The sequence below is a fragment of the Arsenicicoccus cauae genome (assembly GCF_043162025.1).
Classification (GTDB): domain Bacteria; phylum Actinomycetota; class Actinomycetes; order Actinomycetales; family Dermatophilaceae; genus Arsenicicoccus; species Arsenicicoccus cauae.
The window spans coordinates 3289108-3314721 of sequence record NZ_CP171001.1 but is presented as its reverse complement, the minus strand read 5'-3'; the positions used below and the strand labels follow the sequence as shown (position 1 = coordinate 3314721).

Genomic DNA, 25614 nt, shown 5'->3' with positions numbered 1-25614 from the left:
GGCGCCAGCCCTCATGGATGGCCGTCGTAGTCCGGGTCCAGGTCCTCAGGGGCGACCATGAGCAGGGCTGCGGCCTGCTCCACCACCACGGCATCGACGAGCTCGGCGAGCTCCGTGCGGTCGCGCACGCGGGACTCGACGGGGCGGCGGTAGACGACGATGCGGGCGTCGGACCGGCCGTGCCCGGGGCGGGCGTGACCCAGCGGGATCGAGCCCTCCTGCTCCGCGGCCACCAGGACGTCGCCGCCCGGCACGAGCTCCACCGCGACCTCCACGCCGTCCAGGCGGCCACCGGCGCGGGGCACGAGGCGCTCGACCGCGTCGAGGACCAGCTGGTCGAACCTGTCCTCGCGGGACGTCATCTCGGGCACCGGGGGCCAGGCGAGGGGCCCGCGTCGGCCGCGGCCCCGACGGTCGCGCGCGAGCCGTCGAGGCGACGAGTCGTCGGGTGCGGGGGCAGGGATGCTCACGCCCATCACGATACGGCGCGCCAATGGCTATGCCGCAGAACGGAGACTAGGGTTGCCCACCGTGACCGTGCAGCGAACGTGCTCCAAGACCCCCTGCGGCCGACCGGCAGTCGCGACGCTGACCTACGTCTACGCCGACTCCCAGATCGTCCTCGGGGCGCTCGCGACCTTTGCCGAGCCGCACTCGTACGACCTGTGCGCGGACCACGCCCGCCGACTCACTGCTCCCCGCGGGTGGGAGTTCGTGCGCCTGGTGCCGGAGTTCGCCGAGCCGGAGCCCGCCCCAGACGAGCTGGTGGCCATTGCGGACGCCGTCCGTCGCCCGCGCCGCAGGCCGGACCCGGGGCCCGAGCCGGGACCGGGCGCGGGGGAGGAGAGCACCTCCGACGAACGCCGCACGCTCGTCGCGGCGCCCCGCACGTCCGAGCAGGCCAGGGAGGTGTCGGCCCGCGTGGCCCGGCAGGCCGGCACCGTCTCCGCGGTGGAGGTGGGTCGTCGGGGACACCTGCGCGTGCTGCGAGACCTCGGCGAAGCGGCCGACCCTGCCGACGACGCGGAGCCCGGGGGGAACTCCCCGGCCCGGTCCTGCTGACCCACGCCCCCCTGTCGGACCGGACCGGTAGGCTCCCCGTCGTGACCTCACGCACCGACCTGTCCACCTTCGTCAAGGCCTACGACGTCCGCGGGCTCGTGCCCGAGCAGCTCGACGCCGCCGTGGCCCGAGCGCTGGGCTCGGCCTTCGCCCGAGCCGTGATCCTGCCCGAGGGTGCGCGCAGCCTGGTCGTCGGTCACGACATGCGGCCGTCGTCGCCGGAGCTGTCGCGGGCGTTCGCGGACGGGGCCATGCAGCACGGCGTGGACGTGACCCTCATCGGCCTGTGCTCGACGGACGGGCTCTACTTCGCCGCCGGGCACCTGGACGTGCCGGGAGCGATGTTCACCGCGAGCCACAACCCCGCGGCCTACAACGGCATCAAGCTGTGCCGGTCGGGCGCTCGTCCGGTGGGCCAGGAGTCCGGCCTCGCCGAGGTGCGGGACCTGGCCCAGGAGATCCTCGACGGCGCGTCCGAGACCGCCGAGGGTGAGCCCGGCTCCGTCGTGGAGCGAGACCTGCTCGGTGAGTACGCCGGGTTCCTGCGCTCCCTCGTCGACCTCTCGTCGCCGCGTCGCTCGGACCCGATCACGGTGGTCGTCGACGCGGGCAACGGCATGGGTGGTCTGACCGTCCCCGCGGTCCTCGGCGACGCGGCCGGTCTCCCTGCCCTGCCGCTCGAGGTCGTGCCGCTCTACTTCGAGCTCGACGGCACCTTCCCCCACCACGAGGCGAACCCGCTCGAGCCCGCCAACCTCGTCGACCTGCAGCGGGCCGTCGTCGAGCAGGGGGCCGACCTCGGCCTGGCCTTCGACGGCGACGCCGACCGTTGCTTCGTGGTCGACGAGCGCGGCGAGGCGGTGAGCCCCTCGGCGATCACCGGGCTCATCGTGGCGCGGGAGACGGCTCGTATGACGCAGGCCGGCGCCTCCCCGTCCGACCTCACGTTCGTGCACAACGTCATCACCTCGCGCGCCGTCCCGGAGGTCGTGGCCGAGGTGGGGGCCCGCGCGGTGCGCACCCGCGTTGGGCACTCCTACATCAAGGCCACGATGGCCGACAACGCCGCCGTCTTCGGTGGGGAGCACTCGGCGCACTACTACTTCAAGGACTTCTGGTACGCCGACACCGGCATGCTCGCGGCGATGCACGTGCTGGCGGCGCTCGGCGAGCAGGACGGACCGCTCAGCGAGCTCGTCACCCGCTACGACCGCTATGCCGCGAGCGGCGAGATCAACTCCACCGTCGACGACCAGGCCGCCCGCAGCGCCGAGGTCACCGCATGGGCGCACGAGCGTGGCCTGCACGTCGACGAGCTGGACGGCCTGACGGCCACCCACGAGGCGGACGGCGACGAGCCGCTGTGGTGGGTCAACGTGCGGCCGAGCAACACCGAGCCCCTGCTGCGACTCAACGTCGAGGCAGCCGACCGGGCCACCATGGAGCGGGTCCGCGACGAGGTCCTGACGATCATCCGAGGAAAGGCGTGACCGACATGTGCGAGCCCACCACCAGCAGCACGATCCAGCCCTGGCTGAGGGAGATCCTGCGGTCCCCGGGCGGCAAGCATCGGCTCGTCGACGCCGAGGGGCCCGACGGCCCCGAGCTGCGCTGCGAGGAGCTCGGCGTGGCCTTCCCCATCGTCGACGGGATCCCCGTGCTGCTCCTGGACGAGGCCCGCACCCTCTGACCCACCCGCACCGCACCACTCCCCGAGGAGGGCCGGCGATGCCGCAGCTCGACGAAGCACTGGTCGACGACCCGCACGAGGTGCAGCGCCTCGACTCGCGGGGGCACCTGCGGGCGCTCGCGACCGCAGGTGCGCAGGTGCGTGAGGCTGCGCACCTCGCCGCCGAGGCCGGGATCGACCGACTCGAGCGTGAGGAGCGCCCCCGCGCCGTGCTCGTGGCGGCCCTCGGCGGGTCGGCGGTGGTGGGGGAGGTCCTCACCGTCCTCGCGGAGGCGCAGAGCCCGGTGCCGGTGTCCCAGCGCGCCGCGGGACCGCTGCCGGCCTGGGTCGGCCCGATGGACCTGGTCGTCGCGGTCTCGCTGTCGGGGCGTGCACCCGGGCCCCTCGGTCTCGCCGCCGAGGCCGGACGACGCGGTGCCCAGCTGGTGACGGTGGGCGCCGACGAGTCACCCCTCGCCGACGTCACCGCCCGTGCGCGGGGCCTGCACGTCCCCGTCCCGCGGGGGCTGGTGTCCTCGCGCACGTCCCTGTGGTCCCTGCTGACGCCCGTGCTGCTCGCGAGCGCCACGCTCGGCGTCGTGGACCTGCCGGCACCGGTCCTCGACGAGCTCGCCGACCGTCTCGACGCGCAGGCCGAGGCGTGCCGGCCGTCGTCCGAGTGCTTCGTCAACCCCGCCAAGATCGCGGCGCAGGCGCTGGTCGAGACGGTCCCGGTGGTGCTGGGTGACGGCCCGCTGATGGGCGTGGCCGCCCACCGGGCCGTGGCCGGGCTCGCCCGCACGGCTCGCATCCCGGCGATGCACGGCTGCCTGCCGGACGGGGCCTCGCAGGTCGTGGCGACCTTCGGCGGTCCCTTCACGGCGGCCGGTGGGCAGGGCGCGGGCAGCCTCGCCGCCGCGCGCGGCGGGCGCGACATCTTCGCCGACCCCTTCCTCGACGCCCCGGAGGAGCCGCCGCTGGGGCTGCTGATGCTGCGCGAGGGCGGCAGCGGCATACCGCCCGAGCAGACCTCGTTGGCCGAGACGGTGCTGCAGGAGGCCCACGACGTCGGCGTCCGGGTGCAGGAGATCACGAGCGGGGCCAGGCACCCGGCCGTGCGGCTCGCCGAGGTCATGGCGCTCACCGACTTCCTGAGCACCTACGCCGCCCTCGGGCTCGGGCTCGACCCGTCCACCAACCCCCACGTGGCCAACCTGCGCGCGGCGGGCCACCCCTGACCCGTCACCTAGACTTGCCGGCGGTCGGCGCAGGTGATGACCCTGCAGCCCGGAGGGGCGGCGCCAGGCCCAGACCGTCGTCATACCAACCGAAGGGACTGTCCACCGTGACGTTCGACCACCAGGTCCGCGACCTCTCGCTCGCCGAGGCGGGCCGCCACCAGATCCGCCTTGCCGAGCACGAGATGCCCGGTCTCATGGCGCTGCGCGAGGAGTATGCCGAGGCCCAGCCCCTCGCCGGCGCCCGCATAGCCGGCTCGCTCCACATGACGGTGCAGACCGCCGTGCTGATCGAGACCCTCACCGCTCTCGGCGCCGAGGTCCGGTGGGCCAGCTGCAACATCTACTCCACCCAGGACGAGGCGGCCGCCGCGATCGTCGTCGGCGCGGGCACCCCCGAGGACCCCCAGGGCGTCCCCGTCTTCGCGTGGAAGGGCGAGACGCTCGAGGAGTACTGGGACTGCACCAACCAGATCCTGTCGTGGGGGAAGGACGCGTCGGGCGAGCAGGTCTACGCCAACATGATCCTCGACGACGGCGGCGACGCCACGATGCTGGTCCACAAGGGCAAGGAGTGGGAGGCCGCCGGCCAGGTGCCGCCCACCACCGAGGAGGACTCCGAGGAGTTCGGCGTCTTCAAGGCCCTGGTGCGTCGCACCCTGGCCGAGGACCCGCAGAAGTGGACCCGAGTGGCCGCGCAGATCAAGGGCGTCACGGAGGAGACCACCACCGGCGTCCACCGCCTCTACGAGCTGGCCCGTGACGGCGAGCTGCTCTTCCCGGCGATCAACGTCAACGACTCCGTCACCAAGAGCAAGTTCGACAACAAGTACGGCTGCCGCCACTCGCTGATCGACGGGCTCAACCGCGCCACCGACACCCTGATCGGCGGCAAGGTCGCCGTGGTCTGCGGCTACGGCGACGTCGGCAAGGGCTGCGCGGACTCGCTGCGCGGCCAGGGCGCACGGGTGGTCGTCACCGAGATCGACCCGATCTGCGCGCTGCAGGCCGCGATGGAGGGTTACCAGGTCGCCAGGCTCGAGGACGTCGTGCAGACCGCGGACATCTTCATCACGACCACCGGGTGCTACGACGTCATCCGCACCGAGCACATGGTCGCGATGAAGGACAAGGCGATCGTCGGCAACATCGGCCACTTCGACAACGAGATCGACATGGCCGGGCTGGCCAAGGTCCCGGGGATCACCAAGACGGAGATCAAGCCGCAGGTGCACGAGTGGACCTTCGCCGAGGCCGGGGAGGACGGTCAGCCCGCGGGCCGGTCGATCATCGTGCTGTCCGAGGGACGCCTGCTCAACCTCGGCAACGCCACCGGGCACCCGTCCTTCGTCATGTCCAACTCGTTCGCCAACCAGACGATCGCCCAGATCGAGCTGTTCACCAAGCCGGGGGAGTACGCCACCGACGTCTACGTCCTGCCCAAGCACCTCGACGAGAAGGTCGCCCGGCTGCACCTCGACGCGCTGGGCGTGCGGCTCACGGAGCTGTCGAAGCCGCAGGCGCAGTACCTCGGCGTCGACGTCGCCGGCCCCTACAAGCCGGAGCACTACCGCTACTGACACCGGTCGTATGCCGCGGGCCCGCGCCTCCACCCCGGGGGCGTCGGCCCGCTGCGGCATACGGCCTGGTCACCGGTGCGCCGGCCCACCGGTCGACGGGGCTGCCGGGCGGGCCGAGACACGCCGCAGGTCCGTGACCCTACCGTTATCCCGGGCCCACCGTGTGTGAAGATGACGCAGGACGTCCCGCAGCGAAGGAGCACCCCGTGAAGACCCGGATCCTGGTGGTCGACGACGACCTCGCGCTCGCCGAGATGCTGGGCATCGTGCTGACCAACGAGGGTTTCGACGTGACGCACGTCGCGACCGGCAGCGCAGCCGTGCCTGCCTTCCGCGAGGTCAAGCCGGACCTCGTGCTGCTCGACGTGATGCTGCCGGGCCTGGACGGCGTCGAGGTGTGCCGCCGCATCCGGGCCGAGTCGGGTGTGCCCATCGTCATGCTCAGCGCCCGCACCGACACGACCGACGTGGTGGTCGGGCTCGAGTCCGGGGCCGACGACTACATCGTCAAGCCGTTCAAGCCCGCCGAGCTGATCGCCCGGATGCGGGTGCGGCTGCGGCGCGGCGAGGAGGTCGAGCAGGAGCACCTGACCATCGGCGACCTGTCGATCGACGTCGCCGGCCACGCCGTCAAGCGCGGCGACGAGACGCTGTCCCTCACCCCGCTGGAGTTCGACCTGCTCGTCGCGCTGGCGCGCAAGCCCTGGCAGGTGTTCACGCGCGAGGTCCTGCTCGAGCAGGTGTGGGGCTACCGCCACGCCGGCGACACCCGCCTGGTCAACGTCCACGTGCAGCGCCTGCGCTCCAAGATCGAGCACGACCCCGAGCACCCCGAGATCGTGCTGACGGTGCGCGGGGTGGGCTACAAGGCCGGCGGCTCGGCCTAGGCCATGGCCCGCACCCTCAAGTCCGACCTCGCGGCCCTGCGAGGTCGGATCGCTCGTCTCGGGGGTGGGGTCCTGGCACGCTCCTGGATGCGGCACGGGGTCAACCGCGTGGTCGAGCTGTGGAGCCGGTCCCTGCTGCTGCGGACCGTCGCCAGCACCATGGTCCTCGGGACCGCCATGCTGCTGATCGTCGGGTCCTACCTGCACGGTCGGGTCGCCGACGGGCTGACCGAGGAGAAGCTCCGGACCGCCTCCAACGACGCCGCTGCCCGGCTGCGCTCGGCGCAGGCGAGGTTCGACGACGCCGACAAGACCGACGACGCGGCGCTGCGCCAGATGGCCACCGACATCGTGCAGCAGGACAAGGCCCCGGACCTGTCGAGGGACGTGATCTTCACCCCTGCCCAGGACAACACCCGCAAGCCGCTGCCGACGGTCGCCGCGGGCGACCTCACCCTCGGCGAGATCCCGGCGACGCTGCAGGGCCGCGTGCAGGCCGACCGCGGCCACCAGCAGATCCAGGTGGTGACGCTGGCCCGCGACGACGGGGAGCTGCCGACCGTCGTCGTGGGCGCGCGCGTCCAGCTGCCGCCGGGGGTGGGCGGGTACGACCTCTACTACGCCTACCCGATGCGGGCCGAGGCCAAGGCCCTCGACATCGTGACCCGCAACCTGCTGCTCGCGGGGTCCCTGCTGATCGTGCTCATCGGCGGCGTGGCGTTCGTCGTCACCCGGCTCGTCGTCGATCCCGTGCGACGGGCCGCCCAGGTGGCCGAGCGGCTGGCCTCCGGGCGGCTGGACCAGCGGATGGCGGTCAAGGGCACCGATGACATCGCCGTGCTCGGACGGTCCTTCAACCGGATGGCGTCCAGCCTGCAGACGCAGATCGTGCAGCTGGAGGGGCTGTCCAGGCTGCAGCAGCAGTTCGTCTCGGACGTGTCGCACGAGCTGCGCACGCCGCTCACCACGGTGCGGATGGCCGCCGACGTGCTGTACGACGCCCGGGGCGACTTCTCCGCCGGCGCGGCCCGCAGCGCCGAGCTGCTCACCGGCCAGCTGGAGAGGTTCGAGAACCTCCTGACCGACCTGCTCGAGATCAGCCGCATCGACGCCGGGGCCGCGACGATCGAGCCGCAGCCCGTCGACCTGCGTCAGCTCGCGCAGGAGGTCGTCGACGACGCGGACGCGTTGGCCGCGCGCCGCGGCAGCCCCGTCACGATCGTGGCGCCGCCGCAACCGGTGGTCGCCGAGGTGGACCGGCGCCGCGTCACCCGCATCCTGCGCAACCTCGTCGTCAACGCGATCGAGCACGGGGAGGGCGAACCCATCTACGTCGAGATCGGCCGCAACGCCGAGGCCGCCGCCGTCGCGGTCCGCGACAGCGGGGTCGGCCTGCGGCCGGGGGAGGCGTCTTTGGTGTTCACGAGGTTCTGGCGGGCCGACCCGGCGAGGGCGCGCACCACCGGTGGCACCGGCCTGGGGCTGTCGATCTCGATGGAGGACGCCCACCTGCACCACGGGTGGCTCGAGGCCTGGGGCCAGCCCGGTGTGGGCTCGTGCTTCCGGCTCACCCTGCCGCTGACCTTCGGGGAGGACGTCACCGAGTCCCCCCTCCCGATGCAGCCGCTGGGGTTGCGCGTGAACCCGCCCGTGCCCGCGCAGACCACCGACGAGCTCCTCGACCCGGTCCCGGGCACCTCCCTCGACGCCGGCACGACGGGCGTGCTGGCGCTGCTGCCCGACCAGCTCACGGCGGCCCCGCCGCACAAGGACCCGACCGGGGTGAACCAGCCGTGACGACGTCCCCCCCGAGGGTCCGCGGCAGGTGGGCGGCCCGGGGTCGGCATACGGCCCGGGTCGGCGTGGTGGCGCTCGCCACGGCGGTCCTCGCGGCGGGCTGCGCCGGGCTGCCGAGGTCGACGCCCGTGGTCCAGGGGCAGGCCGTCGCAGGTGCGCAGGACGCGGGGGTGCGGATCATCCCGCGAGGCCCGGTCGCCGGGTCGGACGCCGATGATCTCGTGACGGACTTCTTGCGCCAGGGTCTGGGGGCCGACGACGACAGCAGCGTCGCCCGCGAGTACCTCACGCCTAGGGCCTCGAGCCAGTGGCAGCCGGACGGCTCGGGGTGGATCTACGACGGGCCGGAGGCGCTCGCGGTCAAGGTCACCGCGCCGGGCACCGTGGTGGTGACCGGCCGGGTCAGCGCGCAGCTCGACCGGGAGGGCCACTACTCCGAGCTGCCGCCCGGCCAGACGCGCTCGCTGACGCTGCGCCTGGTCAAGGTCGGTGATCAGTGGCGCATCGACGGGGGCCTCGACGGCCAGCACACGGTGTGGATCAGCCGGGCGGACTTCGGTCTGTACGCCAGCTACCCCATCACCTACGTCACGCCGGACGACACCGCCGTGACGGACCGCCGGTGGTTCCTGCAGGGCCCGGGACTCGTGACGCGGCTGGCGCGGGCCCAGCTCGCGCCGCCGCCGACCTACCTGCAGGGCGCCGTGCTGACGGGCGTGCCGGAGTACACCGATCTGGCGCACGGCTCGGTGTCGGTCGAGGGGGGCACGGCCCGTGTCGTGCTCAGCAGCCGGGCACTCAACGCCGACGACCGCAACCGGCGACGCATGTGGCAGCAGGTGACGGCCACGTTGACGGCCGTGGGCGGGGTCGAGGCCGTGCAGCTGGAGGCAGACGGTGCTCGGCTCAGCGTGCCCGGGTTGCCGGACCGCGCCCTGGGGGCGCAGGACGTGGACCTGCGCGACGCCGAGCCGCCGACGGGGCCGGTCCTGCTGCGCAGCAGCGCGGGGCTGGAGCGGGTCGACCCCCGTCAGCTCACGGAGAGCCGCTCGCGCAAGGAGGCGCGCGCGGACGGGCCGCCGCTGCCTGACATCGGCCCCGAGTGGTACCGCCTCGCATCGTCCGCCGACGGGACCGAGATCGCCGGCCTCGACGGCGACGACGAGGAGCTCGCTCGCTGGCGGGAGGGCCGGATGGTGCGGGTGCGAGGGTTCGCCAGGGACCTCACGCGCCCGGCCTACGACCCGGGCGGCTACCTGTGGATGGCCGGGCGCACCGACGCCGGCACCCGCGTGCTCGTGCAGCCGACCTCGGACCTGAGCGGGCGTGCGCCGGTGGCGATCAACGTGCCGTGGCTGTCCGACCGCAAGGTGATCGCGCTGCGTCCCTCCCCCGAGGGGCAACGCGTCCTCGTCGTGTCGGAGCCGTCGGGCGGCGGGCCGTCCACCGTGGGGGTCGCCGGCGTGCTGCGGCGTGACGGTCGCCCCGTCGGACTGGCCACGCCGATCACGGTCGGCGGCGGGTCCACGGACGTGACCGACGCGACGTGGCTGGACGCGGAGACCATCGGGCTGGTCGGGGCCGTCGACGCCAAGAGCGACCAGCGCGTGGTCATTGCTCCGATCAGCGGACCCAGCCAGGTGCTCGGCGCCGTGCCCAACCCCACCTCCATCACCACCTTCGGCGGCAGCCGCAGCATCGTCGTCACCACGCGGCGGGGCGCCGCCCTGGTCCGGTCCGGCAACGGCCTGGTGCCGCTGGTGTCCAGCACGAGCGACTTCGTGGTCCCCGGCCACTGACGCCGTGCCCACCTGTGGACGGCCGATCGGCCCCGTCCACAGCCTCGGCCGTGTGCGGCCCGCCCGCCGCCACCCCGTGGGACGCTGGGCGGCGTGGCGGGGGGTGGCGGGGTGGGTGCCGGCATTGACGGGGCGCGAGGGTTGGTCTCGGCCCTCGTGGATCTCGCGCTCCCTGTGGGGTGCGCCTCGTGCGGCCACCCTGGCGCGCGGGTCTGCGGCCCCTGCCGCACCGCGCTGTGGGGGTGGTGCTACCCCGGCGGCCCCCGCGCGGTGCTTCCCGACCCCTGCCCGCCGGGGCTGCCGCCCGTGGTGGCCACCGCGGTCAACGACGGCGTGGTCCGGCGCGTGCTGCACGCCTACAAGGACGAGGGTCGACGCGACCTGCGCGACACGCTGCTCGAGCTGCTCGTGCCGGCCCTCGCCCTGGCGGCGGGGGCGGTACGACCCGCCCCGCGGGAGGGCGTCGTGGTGGTGCCGGTCCCCACGTCGCCGGCTGCCCGACGCAGGCGCGGCGACCGCCCGCTCGAGCAGCTCGTGGCGGCCGCGGCCGAGGCGGTGCCCGGGGCGGCCTACCGCTCCGTCCTGTCGGTCGGCGGCCGCGCGGCCGACCAGGCGCTCCTGGGTCAGGAGGCGCGCGCGGTCAACCTGCAGGGCGTGATGCGGGTGGCCGCGGGCGGGGGCGAGGCCATGAGTGGACGTCCGGTCCTGCTCGTGGACGACCTGCTGACCACCGGGGCCACGCTCCTCGAGGCCGCCCGGGCGCTCCGGGCCGAGGGGGTGGTGGTGGCGGGTGCGGTGGTGGTGGCGGCCACCCGGCGCAACCCGCCACGCGACGCGCTGGGCATTGTCCGGCGGGTGCGCTAACGTCGGTCAACGGCTCGATGACGAGCGTGGTCCTCCCAGATGGACGGGGGTGGTTCGACACAGTTCTCCGCAGGCCCGACGGGCCTGAGTACGTCGAGCAGGTCACTCCCTAGGAGGGAAATCATGGACATCCAGATCACCGGCCGCCACGTCCCCGTCTCCGACCGGTTCCGGGAGCACGCGCAGGAGAAGCTCGACAAGATCGAGCTCCTCGCCAACCGCGATCCTCGTCTGGACATCGTCGTCTCCAGGCACGGCAGCGCCAACGGCGTGGGCACCATGACCGTCGAGATCACGTGCCGCGTCAAGGGTCCCGTCATCCGGGCCGAGGCGACGTCGGACGACAAGTACGCCGCCTTCGACATCGCGGCGGACAAGCTCCTGGACCGGCTCAAGAAGGCCAACGACCGTCGTCGCGGCAAGCGACGCAAGGTCACGACGTCGACGGAGGTGCCCGCTCCTGCCCGGCTGGTCGACGCGGTCCCCGGTGCAGCCGCCGCGCCCCCGCCGGCCGCCGACGCCGCCGACGCCGGCGCGGCCCAGGACGACGGCCCGGAGGTCGTCGAGGTCGCGGACTCACCGATCGAGGTCCGCGTCAAGCATCACAGCTCGGCCCCGATGAACATCGAGCAGGCGTTGTACGAGATGGAGATGGTGGGGCACGACTTCTTCCTGTTCACCGATGCCGACTGCGGCGCGCCGAGCGTGCTCTACCGCCGCCGCGGCTGGTCCTACGGCGTCCTGCACCTCGAGACGGAGACGCAGGTCGAGCCCGACCTCGAGAGTCGCTCGACCTGATCTCGCGCCGGCGCCCGAGGGGCGGCCCGCCACCGGTGGGTCGCCCCTCGGCGCGCCGGTCGCGATCGCTCGGCACGCCGCCCGCGGCGCCGGTCGACCCCCGTGGCATCATGCGGGCATGACGGGCATCCAGGACATGCACCCCCGCGCCCAGGCCTTCGGCGACCGGGCGCACCCCGAGCGCATCCGTGTCCTGGTCGCTGACGACCACGTGCTCTATCGCCGGGGTCTGGAGATGGTCCTCGCGCAGGAGCCCGACATCGAGATCGTGGGGGAGGCCGGCGACGGCGCCGACGCCGTCGTGCAGGCCGAGGAGCTCATCCCCGACGTCGTCCTGATGGACGTGCGCATGCCCCGGCTGTCCGGGCCCGAGGCGACGGCACGGGTGCGCGAGGTCGTCCCGTCGACCAAGGTCATCATGCTGACGATCTCCGACGAGGAGCAGGACCTCTACAACGCCGTCCGGGCGGGCGCGACGGGCTACCTGCTCAAGGACGTGCCGGGTGAGGACATCGCTGTGGGGATCCGTCAGGCCCATGCCGGCCAGTCGCTGATCTCTCCGCCGATGGCCTCCAAGCTGCTCGCGGAGTTCGCCCTCCTGATGAGGCGCCAGGAGGAGGGGCAGCAGATGCCCGTCCCGCGCCTCACGGACCGGGAGTTGCAGGTGCTCAGGCTGGTGGCGCGCGGGATGGCCAACAAGGACATCGCTGTCGAGCTGTTCATCTCCGAGAACACCGTCAAGAACCACGTCCGCAACATCCTGGAGAAGCTCCAGCTGCACTCACGGATGGAGGCCGTGATGTACGCCGTCCGCCAGAAGATGCTCGACCTGCCCGAATGACCCTGCGTGGGGGCGATCTCGGGGGCGTGGCCGGGCCGGCACCGGCCCGGCGGCTCACCCTGCCCCAGGCGCGTCGTATGGCGCTCGCGGCCCAGGGCTTCTCCCGCCCCCGCCCCGAGGCCGTGACGGCGCGTGACCTCGTCCGCGTCCTCGCGACCGTCCAGGTCGTGCAGATCGACTCGGTCAACGTGCTCACGCGCAGCCACTACCTGCCGTTCTACTCACGCCTGGGGGCGTACGACCCGGCGCTGCTGGACCGGCTCCGCGACCGTGCGCCCCGCCGCATGGTCGAGTACTGGGCCCACGAGGCCAGCCTCGTCCCGCCCAGCACCTGGCCGCTGCTCGACGTGCGGATGCGCCGGGCCGAGGACGAGTCCTGGGGCGGCATGCGCCGGGTCGCCCAGGAGCACCCCGAGCTCGTGTCCGCGGTCCTGGCGGAGGTCGTCGCACGCGGGCCGCTCACCTCTCGAGAGGTCGAGCGCGCCCTCGCTCACGACCTGCCGCGCGAGCGCGACGGCTGGGGCTGGAACTGGTCGCTGGTCAAGAACGCCCTCGAGCACCTGTTCTGGGCCGGGCGGATCACGAGCGCCGGGCGCACGTCGAGCTTCGAGCGGCGGTATGCCGCCCTGGAGCGCGTCCTGCCTCGGGGCGTCCTGCAGGAGGCGGCGGCCGGTCGCGACCGGGGGGCCGAGACCGCGCTGCGCGACGCCGACCACGTCCGCCGGCTGGTCGAGCTGTCCGCCCGCGCGCTGGGGGTCGGCACGCTCCGCTGCCTGCGCGACTACTTCCGCCTGACGCCCCAGCAGGTGGGCGCCGCGGTCACCGACCTGGTGGAGGAGGGCGCGCTCGTGCCGGTGACCGTCGAGGGGTGGCGCGCGGCGGCATACGTGCATCGCGACGCGAAGGTGCCCCGGAGGGTCCAGGCGAGCGCGCTGCTCAGCCCGTTCGACTCCCTGGTGTGGCAGCGGGACCGGACCCGGGCGCTGTTCGGCTTCGACTTCCGGCTCGAGATCTACGTGCCGGCGGCGCAGCGGGTGCACGGGTACTACGTGCTGCCGTTCCTGCTCGGGGATCGGCTCGTGGCGCGGGCGGACCTCAAGGCGGACCGGGCGACGGGGCGGCTGCTGGTCCGCGCGCTGCACTGGGAGGAGGGGGCCGCGACGGAGGAGGCCCTCGCGGCGGTGCAGCGGGAGCTGTCCACCCTCGGGCACTGGCTCGGCGTGCCGGACGTTGTGCACGAGGGCGTACACCCGGGTCGGACCGCCCGCTGAGGCGGGGTTGGGCCACGGCACGCGCACGACGGACTACCCTGGGCCAGGTGTGCGCCGATCCGGTCGGTCCGCACGCGCCATTCATCATCGAGGGAGCTCAACGTGTCAGTGATCGAGCGTCTGCTGCGCGCCGGTGAGGGCAAGACCCTTCGCCGGTTGCAGGGCATCGCAGCCCAGGTCAACGCGATCGAGGAGGACTTCGAGCGCCTCACCGACGCCGAGCTGCGGGCCGAGACCGACACCTTCCGCTCGCGGCTCGCGGACGGCGAGACGCTCGACGACATCCTGCCCGAGGCCTTCGCCGTCGTCCGCGAGGCGAGCAAGCGCACGCTCGGCAAGCGACACTTCGACGTGCAGCTGATGGGCGGGGCCGCGCTCCACCAGGGCAACGTCGCCGAGATGAAGACCGGTGAGGGCAAGACGCTCGTCGCCACGCTGCCGTCCTATCTCAACGCCCTCGAGGGCAAGGGCGTGCACGTCGTCACCGTCAACGACTACCTCGCCTCCACCCAGGCCGAGCAGATGGGGCGCATCCACCGCTTCCTGGGCCTGGAGACGGGTTGCATCCTCGCGTCGATGACGCCCGAGCAGCGGCGCGCCGAGTACGCCAAGGACATCACCTACGGCACCAACAACGAGTTCGGCTTCGACTACCTGCGCGACAACATGGCCTGGTCGACCGAGGAGCTCGTGCAGCGACCGCACAACTTCGCCATCGTCGACGAGGTCGACTCGATCCTGATCGACGAGGCGCGCACCCCGCTGATCATCTCGGGCCCGGCCGACCAGGCCACCAAGTGGTATGTCGAGTTCGCACGTCTGGTGCAGCGCCTCGAGCGCGGCGAGGACGGACGTGGCGACTACGAGGTCGACGAGAAGAAGCGGACCGTCGGCATCCTCGAGGCGGGCATCGCCAAGGTCGAGGACTTCCTCGGCATCGACAACCTCTACGAGTCGGTCAACACCCCGCTCATCGGGTACGTCAACAACGCCATCAAGGCCAAGGAGCTGTTCAAGCGGGACAAGGACTACGTCGTGATGAACGGCGAGGTCCTCATCGTCGACGAGCACACCGGCCGCATGCTCCCGGGCCGCCGCTACAACGAGGGCATGCACCAGGCGATCGAGGCCAAGGAAGGCGTCGAGATCCAGAACGAGAACCAGACGCTCGCCACGATCACCCTGCAGAACTATTTCCGCCTCTACAAGGTCCTGTCCGGCATGACCGGCACCGCCCAGACCGAGGCCGCCGAGCTCCACCAGATCTACAAGGTCGGTGTCGTCCCCATCCCGACCAACCGCCCGATGATTCGCAAGGACCAGCCCGACCTCGTCTATCGCACGGAGGTCGCGAAGTTCGAGGCGGTCGCGGACGACCTGCAGGAGCGCCACGCCAAGGGGCAGCCGGTCCTGGTCGGCACCACCTCCGTGGAGAAGTCGGAGTACCTCTCCGAGCTGCTGCGGCGCCGCGGGGTCCCGCACGAGGTCCTCAACGCCAAGCACCACGAGCGTGAGGCGGCGATCGTGGCCGAGGCCGGCCGCAAGGGCGCGGTCACCGTCGCCACCAACATGGCGGGTCGAGGCACCGACATCATCCTGGGCGGCAACCCCGAGTTCCGCGCCATGGCCGACCTCAAGGCGCGCGGGTTGGACCCCGACGAGATGCCGGAGGAGTACGAAGCGGCGTGGGACGAGGCGCTCGCAGCCGCCGAGCGGGCCACCGCCGCGGCCCATGAGGAGGTCGTCGGCTACGGGGGGCTCTACGTCCTCGGCACCGAGCGCCACGAGTCCCGTCGCATCGATAACCAGCTTCGGGGCCGTTCCGGTCGTCAGGGAGACCCGGGGGAGAGCCGGTTCTACCTGTCGCTGCAGGACGACCTGATGCGGATGTTCAACGGCCAGATGGTCGAGAGCTTCATGGCGCGGGCCAACATCGAGGAGTCGGTCCCGATCGAGTCCAAGATGGTCTCGCGTTCCATCCAGAGCGCCCAGACCCAGGTCGAGGGTCGCAACTTCGAGATCCGCAAGAACGTCCTCAAGTACGACGACGTGCTCAACCGCCAGCGCACCGTGATCTACGACGAGCGGCGGAGCGTGCTGGAGGGGGAGAACCTCCAGGACCAGATCCGCCTGTTCATCAACGACGTCGTCGACGGCTACGTGACGGCGGAGACGGGTGAGGCCTTCCCTGAGCAGTGGGACCTGGACCGGTTGTGGACGGCCCTGCGACAGATCTGGCCGGTGGCCGTGACCTGGCAGGAGCTCGAGGCGGACGCCGGCGGCAGGTCGGCGCTGCGGAGCGAGGACCTCGCCCTGGAGCTCAAGTCGGACGCGCAGCACGCCTACGACCGGCGCGAGGCGGAGCTCGGCGAGCACGTCATGCGCGAGGTCGAGCGTCGGGTCCTGCTATCCGTGCTCGACCGCAAGTGGCGGGAGCACCTCTTCGAGATGGATTACCTCCAGGAGGGGATCGGGCTGCGTGCGATGGCGCAGCGCGACCCACTCGTCGAGTACCAGCGCGAGGGGTTCATGCTCTTCGAGGCGATGATGGACGGCATCAAGGAGGAGTCCGTCGCCTACCTGTTCAACCTCGAGGTGGAGATCGGCGAGGAGGAGGCCCAGCGGCTGTCGGACGCCGCCGAGGCCAAGGCCCAGGCCAAGACACAGGACAAGACACAGTTCAAGGCCAAGGGCCTCGAGACCGACCGCCACCAGGAGCGCCTGCACTACAGCGCGCCCGGGGAGGACGGAGGCGTGGAGGAGCACGACGAGGGGGGCGCCGCCGCGTCCGGCGGCTCCCGCAAGGAACGTCGCGCCGCGAAGCGCAACCAGCGCAAGGGTCGCTGACCAGTAGGTATGACGAGCGCCCCCGCTCCGGTCCGGCCGGTGCGGGGGCGCTCGTGTGTGTGGTGGGTCAGCCCACGACGAGGTCGTCGATGACCCAGCGTCCGTCCCGACCGACCATCCGGAACGCCAGCGCGCGGACCCGCTCGCCCACCACGACCACCGCGGCCACCTCTGCGAGGCCGTCCCGGTCCTCGGCGACGTGCACGCTGCGCACCACCGGACGCCGTCCGCGCCGGGCGTGCCGGTTGCCGACGGCCTGCGACCCGCGCGCCAGGCGGGCGTACACGTCGGTGGTGGTCCAGCGCACCAGCTGGCTGACCGGCCGATGGGCCCCGAGCACCTCGACCAGGGCCTGGCTGACCTGCTGCGCCCACGCTCGCGGGGAGGGCAGGTCGGCGCTCGCGGTGGGCTGCGGCCCGAAGAACGCGTCCCGGTCGTGGAAGTCGAGCGCCAGCTCGGGCTGGCGGTCGAGGCCGGGCTCGTCCGTGAGGGGGACGGCGACGACGCCGGCGACGGTGTCCAGCGGCTCGGGGGCGATCACGGGCGCGGGGCGCAGGTGCAGACGGGTCACGGTGGCGGTCATGGGTTCCCCTGGAGCTGGGTCGCGGCGGGAGCGGTCAGGACCTGGCCCGGCAGGATCAGGTCGGGGTCGGGGCCGATGACGTCCCTGTTGTGGTCGTGCCAGGCGCGGCAGGTCTGCGCGACGGTCTCGGCGTCGACGTCGGGGGGCAGGTGCTGCTGCGCGATGGTCCACAGCGTGTCCCCGCGCATCACCACGTGACTGACCTCGGCGGTCCTGCGGACCTCCCGCTCCTGGCGGAGGGGGCGCAGCTCGGGATCCACCGGCGCCGCCCGTCCCGCGGTGCTCGGGTGCGGCGCCGTGGAGGTGGGCACGAGCTCGGGTGGGACCGGACCGGCCGGGAGGTCGGCGAGCCCGTCCGGCTGACCGGAGGAGGCTGTCGACGAGGTCGGAGCAGCGGGTGTCACCGACGAGGTTGGCGGGAGGGGCGCGGCAGTGGCCTGGAGGGTCGTGCCGCCCAGGCTGACGCCCAGCAGCACCGCGACGATCCGCGCGCGACGGACGGGGAGGAGGTGCTCCGCCGCAGGTCCGCTGCGTCCGCTCGGCCCGTCCGCCCTGGATGTCCGCCAGGCCCGCCAGACGTCGCCAGCGGTCCGGGCCAGCCAGGCGCCGACCGCGAGGGCGAGACAGGTCTCGACGGCGGCGACCAAGACGTCCGGGAGGGTCGGTGCCCCACCGACGCCCGTCGCGGCGGCGGTGACGACCTGCGAGCCCAGGACGACGGCCGACGCGAGGCAGGCCACGCTCCCGAGGGCTGTGACGCCGACGGCGAGGGCGGCGCGCCGTGACGGCACGGTGGGTGCGGGGGCCGGTAGGGGGCGGCGGGACATGGCAGGGACTCTAGGTAGTTTGCCTCCGTTTGCCTATGGCTGATGCTGAAAGAGTCGTTTGGCGAACAGAGAGTGAGGCGTTCTCGACGGTTCGTGTCCTGCGTTGACCAGACCCGTCACGCAGGGCCACTGGCCGTACCCTGAGTGCAGGAGGCGACATGGATCGGTGGCAGGGCTTCTTCGACGACCTCGAGGGTCGGGTCGAGGAGCAGCGGCGCGCGGACGAGCTGGCCGGGCTCGCCGACCGGGTGCGCCGTGACCGTGCCGGTGTCACGCTCGGGGCCCGGCTCGCGGGGAGCGTCGGGCTCCCGGTGCGTCTGCACGTGCTGGGTGGGGAGCAGGTGGCCGGTGACGTCGACGAGGCCATGGTCGACTGTGTCGTCCTGGCGCGCGAGGGGCGCCGCTGCGTCGTGCCGCTCGCCGCGGTCGTGCGGGTGGAGCGGCTCGGCGAACGGCCCGCAGAGCTGGCGGTGGCGGGCCGACCGGGGATGGGACGCGCCGTGCGTGACCTCGCGCGCGACCGACGACCGGTCCGGCTGCACGACGTGACCGGCACGGTCAACGAGGGGGTCATCGATCGGGTCGGCCAGGACCACCTGGACCTGCTCGTCCTGCCCGCCGACCTCCCAGCCCGGCCCTCGCAGCGTCGGTCCCGCGCGACGGTGCCCTTCGGTGCCGTGGCGGTGGTGCGTCAGCTCTGAGCGTCGGGCTCGGGGTCGGGGTCGGCCGAGCCGAAGGGGTGGGCCGCCACGAACGCCTTGGTCTCGGAGTACATCCGCTCGATGTAGTCCTCGAGCTCGCTGGTCTCGACGCGCCACTGGCCCCGGCCGCCGACCTTGATCGCCGGGAGCTCGCCCGAGCGCACCAACGCATAGGCCTGGGCCGAGGAGATGTCGAGGATCTCGGCGACGTCGGCGAGCTGGATGAAGCGCTTGGCCATGGGGTGCGGCTCCTCGTGAGGCGGATGTCGGGCGGTGGGCCCCGTGGTGCCCGGCCTGGTCGAGTGTAGGGCTGGCGTGCCGGCCGTGGGTGACCGTGCTGCCGGGGTGTGGACAACGGGAGACGGCGTGCGACCCCTGTGGATGACGAACGACGCCGCCTCGCCGGATTGGCGACGATGGTGGCACGGTCGGCGCCGGCGCGCGACCGTCCACCAGCAGGAGGTCCCATGCGTCGTTCTCGTCCGTCCGACACCACCCAGGCTCGGCCCGCCGCCCGCCGGCTGCGCCAGCCCTCCTGGCGCGACGCCCGACTCGTCGTGGGGGTGCTCCTCGTCCTGGCGTCGGTGGTGCTCGGTGCCCGCGTCGTCGCCGCTGCCAAGGAGACGACCCACGCCCTCGTGGCGACCCGTGACCTCAGTCCGGGAGAGGCCGTGTCCCCGTCCGACCTGAGGGACGTCGAGGTCCGGCTCGGTGACCTGACGGGCGCGTACGTCGCCCCGGGCGCCGTGGCCCGCACCGGCCTGCACGTGGTGCAGGCGGTGCGCGCCGGCGAGCTGGTGCCGACGGACTCCCTCGGCACGCGCGAGCAGGTCGGGCAGCGTCAGGTGGCGCTCCCTGCCCCGAGCGGGTCCGTGGGTGCCCTGGTCCGCGGGACGGCGGTCGAGGTGTGGGTGAGCAAGCGCAGCGCCGTGGGAGGCACCGACGTGTATGCCGCTCCGCGCAAGGTCGTCGGTGGGGCCACCATCGCGCGGGACCCGCAGGAGGGGGCGAGCCTGATGGGCGGCGGCTCGACCGTCACCCTGCAGGTGTGGGTGCCGGCCGCGGTCGTCCCTGAGCTGCTGGCCGCCGTCGACGCCCGCGACCGGATCACCGCGGTGCCGCTGCCCGGCGCCGCGCTGCGGGTGGACTCGTGAGCGCGCGGCGACCCTCGGTCCTCACCGCGCTCCCGGACGTCTGGGACGGCGCGGTGGTCGGTCGGCTGGGGTCCCGGGTCCTCGTCGGTCGCCGGTGCGTGGACCTGCCCGACCTGCTCGCCGCCGCGCACGCGCGGCTGGGGGACGTCGCGCTGGTCTCCCCCCGGTTGCGGGGGCTGGACCTGAGCGCCATCCGCGACCTGCGTCTGTGCTCGGTCGGCGTGCTCGGGGTGGTCGACCCCGGTGACGAGGCGGGGGAGGCCCTGCTGCGCCAGCTCGGCATCCGGGCGTTCGTCGGCCCTGACGCTCCCGCGCCCGACCTCTACGGCGCGGTGGTGGGAGCCCTTGCCGTCCCGTCCTCGACCGAGGGGTCCGACGAGACCGAGGAGGCCACCCCCGACGAGGTCGCCCCGAGAGGGCGGGTCGTGGTCGTCTGGGGGCCGGCGGGCGCCCCGGGTCGCACGACCGTCGCGGTCAACCTGGCTGCCGAGCTGGCCCTCGACGGCCGCGAGGTGGTCCTCGTGGACGTCGACACGCAGGCTGCCTCCGTCGCCCAGCACCTCGCGATCCTCGACGAGGCACCGGGCATCGCCTCCGCCTGTCGAGCCGCGGAGCACGGCACGCTCGACGTGACCTCGTTCGCGCGGCTGGCGCCCGAGGTCCTGCCCCGGCTGCGGGTCCTCACCGGCCTGCCGAGCGCCGACCGCTGGCCCGAGCTGCGGGCGGGTGCGGTGGAGCGGGTGCTCGACGTCGCGCGTCTCGACTGCGATGTGGTCGTGGTCGACTGCGCCTCCTGCCTCGAGGACGACGACGAGCTGAGCTATGACACCGTGGCGCCCCGGCGCAACATGGCGGCGCTCACGGCCCTGGAGGTCGCCGACCAGGTCGTCGTGGTGGGGGCGGGTGACCCGGTGGGCCTGCAGCGACTGGTGCGCGGCCTACAGGAGCTGGCCGGGCGGGAGGTCGAGGCCGGCGTCGTCGTGGTCAACCGCCTGCGGGCGAGCGCGGTGGGGCCGAGGCCGACGGCGCGCATCCAGTCGCTGCTCGAGCGCTTCGGGGGCGTGGAGGACCCGGTGCTCGTGCCCCTGGACGTCGAGCGGGTGGACGCCGCCCTCCTCGCCGGGACGGTGCTGCACGACGTCGCGCCGGACTCTCCGGTGCGTTCGGCCATCGCCTCGGTGGCGGCGACCGTCGTCCGCTGAGGAGGCCTGCCTGCCGGGGCACGGTGACTTGATTTCACCCTCTGTGATCAAATGTCACTCGTCGTTCATTGGAGGGACCAGTCGTGCGGAGATGGTGCATCGGCTCACGTGACCGGGATGCGCCCCCGTAGGGTGATGGAGAAACTATGGCCTGCACGACACCGGCCTTGTAGGGGGGTAGATGACGATCCAGCACGATCGGATGGGCGAGGAGCAGGGGGACGACCGCCGCGAGCCCACCACCCGCACCAGGGTCTCCTGGGCAGCCGAGCGACCGTACGTCGTGCCGGCCGCCGTCGAGGAGACGCAGGCGGGTCGCGTGGTCGACCACGACTTCGATCCGGTCGCCCGCGCCCACACCCGCCGCGCTCGGTGGGAACGACCTGTGATGCTGCAAGCTGTCTCCGGTGACGTGCTCATCGCCGTGGGCATCACCTTCGTCCTGATGATCAACGACTGGCGATCCCTGGGCGAGTCTGTCGCCGGGGCCCTCGTGACGGGTGTGCTGTGGGGCGGTCTGCTGCTCATCCGCCGCGGCTACGACCTGCGACGCATGAGCGAGAGTACCGCCGCGGTCCAGGCCGTGCTCGGCGCGGCCTTCGGGGCGATGGCCGTCCTCGGCTTCATGTCCTACGCCGTCAAGGTCGAGCTCCCGCGCCGGTACGTCCTCGTCGGTGTCCCGGCGATCGCGCTGCTGACCATCGTGCACCGCCTCGTCGTCCGGCACACGCTCAAGCGTCGCCGCACCTCGGGCGAGGCGATGCTCCGCACCCTCGTGGCCGGCGACGGCCTGACGGCCGGCGCCTTCGCCCGTGAGCTCGCGAGCACCAAGGACCACGGCATGCAGGTGGTCGGTATGGCGCTGTCCAGCCTCGACGTCGTCCCCATGACGCGGGGGGCGCAGGTGCCCGTGTGGGGCGTCCTGTCGGAGATCCCCCAGATGGTCGTGGACCATGACATCGACACCGTCGTCGTGACCGGCGGGGGGCTGTCGGGCACCTCGCTGCGGCGTCTCTCGTGGGCTCTCGAGCGCACCGGAGCTGATCTGGTCGTCTCGCCCGGCATGGTGGACACCACGCCGTCGCTGGTGACGATGCAGCCCACGTCGGGTCTGCAGCTCCTGCACTGGGAGCGGCCGTCCGACAAGCTCGGCCGCGGTCTCGTCAAGAACGTCCAGGACCGCACCATCGCGTGCCTCGCGCTGCTGGCGGTCTCACCGATCCTGATCGCGACCGCTCTGGCCATCAAGCTCACCAGCAAGGGCCCGATCTTCTACACCCAGCAGCGGCTAGGCCAGGACGCCGAGCCGTTCACCATGATCAAGTTCCGCAGCATGGTCGTGGACTCCGACGAGCTGCGCGCCCAGCTGGTCAAGCAGCAGCACGCGTCCTCCGAGGGCAACAAGGTGCTCTTCAAGATGGCCGACGACCCCCGCGTCACCAAGGTCGGCAAGGTGATCCGCCGCTACAGCATCGACGAGCTGCCCCAGCTGTTCAACGTCCTGCGCGGCGACATGGCACTGATCGGCCCGCGGCCCCCGCTGGCCGAGGAGGCGGAGAAGTACCACGACAAGGACAACCGCCGTCTGCGGGTCAAGCCTGGGCTCACCGGACTGTGGCAGGTCAGCGGACGCTCCGACCTCGACTGGGACCAGTCGGTGAACCTCGACCTGCGCTACGTCGACAACTGGTCGGTCGGGCTGGACATGCAGATCCTGTGGAAGACCGCCCGCGCGGTGATCAAGGGCGACGGCGCCTACTGACCAGGTCTGGATGGTCCTGGCCAGGTCAGGGCAGCCCGAGCTCGGCCGAGCCCCGACCTGGTCCACGCCCCGGGAGGGCGACCGCAGGGGAGGTCTGCGAGTATGGTGCCCATGACCACCCGCCTCACCCCGCTGGACGCCTCTTTCCTCTACCTGGAGAGGCCCAACGCCGTCATGCACGTGGGTGCGGTCCTGGTCTTCGACGGTGATCAGACGGCCCCCGGCCAGGAGGAGCTGCTCGCGCGGGTGAGCCGACGGATCGCACAGGTGCCCCGCTACCGCCAACGGGTGCGGTCCGTCCCCGGCGGCGTCGCCAACCCCGTCTGGGTGACGGACGAGGCGTTCGACGTGACCTACCACGTACGCCGGTCGGCGCTGCCGCGGCCGGGCATCCGACAACAGCTCGACGAGTTCGTCGCCCGTGTCCTGGCCCGACCCCTCGACCGGGCCCGTCCGCTCTGGGAGCTCTACCTCGTCGAGGGTCTGCAGAGCGGCGGCTTCGCGCTCGTCACCAAGACCCACCAGGCATTGGTGGACGGGGTGGAGGCCGTCGACATCGCCGAGGTGGTGCTGGACGACGAGCCGGTCGAGCACGAGCCGCGGGAGGCCCCCTGGGCGCCGGGCCGGGAGCCCAGCGACGTCGCGCTCGTGGTCGGTGCCCTCGTGGGCGCCGTGCGCCGCCCCGGCCGCCTGGTCGAGGTGGCGCGCAACGGTGCGAGCGAGCTGCGCAGCGCTGGAGAACGCGTCACGGCCGGCGTGAGCCAGGTGGTGTCCGCGCTCGCCAGCACCTCGCGGAGCACGACCCGCAGCCCGCTCAACGGGCCGACCGGGTCCGCGCGCCGCTTCGTCAGCGTCGACACCGACCTCGAGGACTACCGGGCGGTGCGTCGCGGCGTCGACCGCGGCGACGTCGGGCTCGAGCCCAGCGTCAACGACGTCATCCTCGCCGTGATCACGGGGGCACTGCGGACCTGGCTGGAGTCGCGGGGCGAGCACGTGACCCGGAGCACATCCGTGCGGGTGCTGGTCCCGGTCAGCGTCCACGCGAGCCATGACGACGGCGACCGCCTGTCGGCCTGCATCATCGACCTGCCCGTCGGCGAGCCGACCCCCCTGGTCCGCCTGCACCAGATCGCCTACGCGATGTGGCGTCAGGTCGACCGGGGCCGCGCGCTCGGCGCCGCCACCCTGGCGGGGCTGGCGGGGTTCGCCTCTCCCACCCTGCACTCCCTCGGCTCCCGCCTGGGGGCGGTCGCGTCGCGCAGCCTGTTCAACCTCGTGGTGACCAACGTGCCCGGCCCGCAGACCCCGCGTTTCCTCGGGCGTGCGACCATGACCGACACCTACCCGGTGATGCCGGTGGCCGAGGGGCAGGCCCTCGCGATCGGGGTCACTTCCTACGACGGCCGGGTGCACTACGGCATCAATGCCGACCGAGACCTCGTCCCGGACCTCGACGTGCTCGCCGCCGCGATCACCGAGAGTCTCGACGAGCTGCTGGATCACGCCTGACCGCCCGACCTCGCCCAGCCGCCACCCGCTGCCGTCCCACCGCCCGAGGAGCCCCATGTCCCTGCGCCGCGTCTACCTCGCTCTCGATGCCTCCGACCTGCGCCGGCTGGCCGGCGCCGAGGACGTGCGGGTCGACGATCGGCCCGCCCGTGCCGTGACGGCGGCGGTACGCCGTGAGCTCGCCGAGGAGGACGAGGAGGAGCAGGAGTACGACGCCCTGCTCGAGTGCGCGGCCGCCGCGTCGGTGCGGGCGGGTGCGTCGCGGCGGGTCGTGGCGGCAGCGGACCTGCCCGCCGCCTCGGTGCACGACGTGCCAGACGGCTACGCCGACGTGACGGTCGTGGGACCCGTGCGCCGCGAGCGCTTGGTGTCCTTGCACGTCGACGAAACCACCGAGCACGACGACACGGACCTGCTGTGGCACGACGTCACCGAGCTCGACCAGGTGATCGCTCTGGTCGAGAGCGACTGACCGCACGCGCTCGGACCGGCGTGTCCTCACCAAACCCGGTCAGGCCGGCTGGTCCCGCAGGCGAGCGTCGACCGCGGCGAGGACCCGGCGCATCCGGGCGACCTCCGCCCGGTGCCGCGCGGCGGCCAGGGCATGCTCGTCCGGGCTGCCCATGGCCTCCCCCCGCAGTTCGGCGAGGTGGACCGCGTGGGCCTGGAGCCCCGCGGCGAGGCGGTCCATCGCCTCCAGCAGGCCCTGCTCCTCGTCCGTGGCTGCGGTCCCGGCGGCCGCGCGGGCTGCCGCGAGGGCGTCGGCGACCCGCCCGCGGTGGCGGTGCAGGGCGGCGGCCAGCGCCGAGCAGGACGACGCGTCCCCGGTGGGCGCGGCATACGGGCTCATGACCGGACCAGTTCCGTCGAACGGTCGTGGAGGGCCTCGAGGCGGCAGCTGAGCCGCGCGAGGACGGCCGTCAGGGCCTCCTGCAGCTCGGGCGCGGGCTGTGCGCCGGACCAGGCCAGCTCCTCGACCGCCTCGTCCAGCACCTGCGCGAGGCGTCGCAGGGTCGGCTCGGCGGCGCTGGGGCAGGTCGGGCGGGTGGCGGGCACGGACTCGACTCTAGCGGTCCCGGCGGGCGCCGAGGAGGGCGTCCACAGGCCCCTGTCGCGATCGCAAGACCGTCCGTGACCACCGATGCGGGCGGGAGGATCCGGCGTCCAGGGGATCCGTGGAGCCACATCATGCGGCGGGGCGGGTCGCGAGGTGCGGGGGC

Annotated in this window: 25 protein-coding genes; 19 read left to right on the top strand and 6 right to left on the bottom strand. The window is 72.9% G+C overall.

From position 1 onward, the window contains the following. Positions 1-11: 11 nt before the first annotated feature. Entirely contained in the window at positions 12-470 is a 459-nt protein-coding gene (locus ACF3NS_RS15410; protein ID WP_288797668.1) for a metallopeptidase family protein, read from the bottom strand. Between the two features lie 61 nt (positions 471-531). Here ACF3NS_RS15410 and ACF3NS_RS15405 point away from each other — a divergent pair, with 61 nt between their 5' ends. From ACF3NS_RS15405 to secA, 13 genes are all read left to right on the top strand, one after another. Then, complete coding sequence (locus ACF3NS_RS15405; protein WP_288797667.1) at positions 532-1062, top strand: DUF3499 domain-containing protein; 531 nt, start codon at positions 532-534, stop codon at positions 1060-1062. A 41-nt stretch (positions 1063-1103) separates the two neighbouring features. Beyond that, positions 1104-2552, top strand: a complete 1449-nt coding sequence (locus ACF3NS_RS15400; protein WP_288797666.1) for a phosphomannomutase/phosphoglucomutase — start codon at positions 1104-1106, stop codon at positions 2550-2552. 5 nt (positions 2553-2557) lie between these two features. Further along, positions 2558-2752 carry a Trm112 family protein gene (locus tag ACF3NS_RS15395; RefSeq protein WP_154594588.1) on the top strand — a complete coding sequence of 65 codons (195 nt, stop codon included), beginning with the start codon at positions 2558-2560 and terminating at the stop codon, positions 2750-2752. A gap of 38 nt (positions 2753-2790) precedes the next feature. Further along, positions 2791-3969: an SIS domain-containing protein gene (locus ACF3NS_RS15390; RefSeq protein WP_154594549.1), complete on the top strand. Its 1179-nt coding sequence runs from the start codon at positions 2791-2793 to the stop codon at positions 3967-3969. 107 nt (positions 3970-4076) lie between these two features. Beyond that, positions 4077-5549: an adenosylhomocysteinase gene (ahcY, locus tag ACF3NS_RS15385; protein WP_288797665.1), complete on the top strand. Its 1473-nt coding sequence runs from the start codon at positions 4077-4079 to the stop codon at positions 5547-5549. Positions 5550-5755: 206 nt separating this feature from the next. Beyond that, entirely contained in the window at positions 5756-6436 is a 681-nt protein-coding gene (gene mtrA / locus ACF3NS_RS15380) for an MtrAB system response regulator MtrA (RefSeq protein ID WP_288797664.1), read from the top strand. Positions 6437-6439: 3 nt separating this feature from the next. Next, positions 6440-8233: an MtrAB system histidine kinase MtrB gene (gene mtrB / locus ACF3NS_RS15375; protein WP_283809828.1), complete on the top strand. Its 1794-nt coding sequence runs from the start codon at positions 6440-6442 to the stop codon at positions 8231-8233. After that, positions 8230-10032 (top strand): GerMN domain-containing protein, encoded by a 1803-nt coding sequence (locus ACF3NS_RS15370; protein WP_154594550.1) that lies wholly within the window; start codon positions 8230-8232, stop codon positions 10030-10032. Before mtrB ends, ACF3NS_RS15370 begins: the two co-directional genes overlap by 4 nt. 156 nt (positions 10033-10188) lie before the next feature. Next, positions 10189-10896 (top strand): phosphoribosyltransferase family protein, encoded by a 708-nt coding sequence (locus tag ACF3NS_RS15365; RefSeq protein ID WP_154594551.1) that lies wholly within the window; start codon positions 10189-10191, stop codon positions 10894-10896. Positions 10897-11019: 123 nt separating this feature from the next. Then, complete coding sequence (hpf, locus tag ACF3NS_RS15360) at positions 11020-11694, top strand: ribosome hibernation-promoting factor, HPF/YfiA family (protein ID WP_154594552.1); 675 nt, start codon at positions 11020-11022, stop codon at positions 11692-11694. A gap of 118 nt (positions 11695-11812) precedes the next feature. Continuing rightward, positions 11813-12535, top strand: a complete 723-nt coding sequence (locus ACF3NS_RS15355) for a response regulator transcription factor (RefSeq protein ID WP_154594553.1) — start codon at positions 11813-11815, stop codon at positions 12533-12535. Further along, complete coding sequence (locus tag ACF3NS_RS15350) at positions 12532-13806, top strand: winged helix-turn-helix domain-containing protein (protein ID WP_154594554.1); 1275 nt, start codon at positions 12532-12534, stop codon at positions 13804-13806. Before ACF3NS_RS15355 ends, ACF3NS_RS15350 begins: the two co-directional genes overlap by 4 nt. Positions 13807-13908: 102 nt before the next feature. Then, on the top strand, positions 13909-16653 hold the full coding sequence (gene secA / locus ACF3NS_RS15345) for a preprotein translocase subunit SecA (protein ID WP_288798336.1): 2745 nt from the start codon (positions 13909-13911) through the stop codon (positions 16651-16653). Between the two features lie 67 nt (positions 16654-16720). On the opposite strand, the gene ACF3NS_RS15340 is transcribed toward secA, so the two are convergent. Then, on the bottom strand, positions 16721-17236 hold the full coding sequence (locus ACF3NS_RS15340; RefSeq protein WP_154594555.1) for an Rv3235 family protein: 516 nt from the start codon (positions 17234-17236) through the stop codon (positions 16721-16723). Next, entirely contained in the window at positions 17233-18063 is an 831-nt protein-coding gene (locus tag ACF3NS_RS15335; protein ID WP_392467139.1) for a LysM peptidoglycan-binding domain-containing protein, read from the bottom strand. The genes ACF3NS_RS15340 and ACF3NS_RS15335 overlap by 4 nt, the downstream gene beginning before the upstream one ends. Positions 18064-18221: 158 nt before the next feature. On the opposite strand from ACF3NS_RS15335, the gene ACF3NS_RS15330 reads away from it, so the two are divergent. Further along, positions 18222-18764, top strand: a complete 543-nt coding sequence (locus ACF3NS_RS15330) for a hypothetical protein (RefSeq protein WP_288798339.1) — start codon at positions 18222-18224, stop codon at positions 18762-18764. Here ACF3NS_RS15330 and ACF3NS_RS15325 read toward each other — a convergent pair. Then, a complete protein-coding gene (locus tag ACF3NS_RS15325; protein WP_154594558.1) occupies positions 18755-19003 on the bottom strand; it encodes a helix-turn-helix domain-containing protein in 249 nt (82 codons plus the stop codon). The two genes, ACF3NS_RS15330 and ACF3NS_RS15325, sit on opposite strands and share 10 nt — an antisense overlap. Positions 19004-19231: 228 nt before the next feature. On the opposite strand from ACF3NS_RS15325, the gene ACF3NS_RS15320 reads away from it, so the two are divergent. The 5 genes from ACF3NS_RS15320 (at position 19232) to ACF3NS_RS15300 (ending at position 24866) form a co-directional block, all read left to right on the top strand. Next, complete coding sequence (locus ACF3NS_RS15320; RefSeq protein WP_195849255.1) at positions 19232-19918, top strand: SAF domain-containing protein; 687 nt, start codon at positions 19232-19234, stop codon at positions 19916-19918. Then, positions 19915-21120, top strand: coding sequence for a CpaE family protein (locus ACF3NS_RS15315; protein WP_392467137.1), 1206 nt, complete (start codon positions 19915-19917; stop codon positions 21118-21120). The genes ACF3NS_RS15320 and ACF3NS_RS15315 overlap by 4 nt, the downstream gene beginning before the upstream one ends. A 181-nt stretch (positions 21121-21301) precedes the next feature. Further along, positions 21302-22882, top strand: a complete 1581-nt coding sequence (locus tag ACF3NS_RS15310; protein WP_392467135.1) for a sugar transferase — start codon at positions 21302-21304, stop codon at positions 22880-22882. 111 nt (positions 22883-22993) lie between these two features. Next, positions 22994-24394 (top strand): wax ester/triacylglycerol synthase family O-acyltransferase, encoded by a 1401-nt coding sequence (locus ACF3NS_RS15305; protein ID WP_392467133.1) that lies wholly within the window; start codon positions 22994-22996, stop codon positions 24392-24394. A gap of 55 nt (positions 24395-24449) precedes the next feature. Next, positions 24450-24866 carry a DUF6912 family protein gene (locus ACF3NS_RS15300; protein ID WP_154594561.1) on the top strand — a complete coding sequence of 139 codons (417 nt, stop codon included), beginning with the start codon at positions 24450-24452 and terminating at the stop codon, positions 24864-24866. 39 nt (positions 24867-24905) lie between these two features. Here the strand turns inward: ACF3NS_RS15300 and ACF3NS_RS15295 are convergent, their stop codons facing one another. Both ACF3NS_RS15295 and ACF3NS_RS15290 read right to left on the bottom strand, forming a co-directional pair. Beyond that, positions 24906-25244: a hypothetical protein gene (locus ACF3NS_RS15295; protein ID WP_154594562.1), complete on the bottom strand. Its 339-nt coding sequence runs from the start codon at positions 25242-25244 to the stop codon at positions 24906-24908. Then, the gene (locus ACF3NS_RS15290) at positions 25241-25450 is read right to left on the bottom strand and encodes a hypothetical protein (protein WP_154594563.1); all 210 of its coding nucleotides are present in this window, start codon (positions 25448-25450) and stop codon (positions 25241-25243) included. The genes ACF3NS_RS15295 and ACF3NS_RS15290 overlap by 4 nt, the downstream gene beginning before the upstream one ends. Positions 25451-25614: the final 164 nt, after the last annotated feature.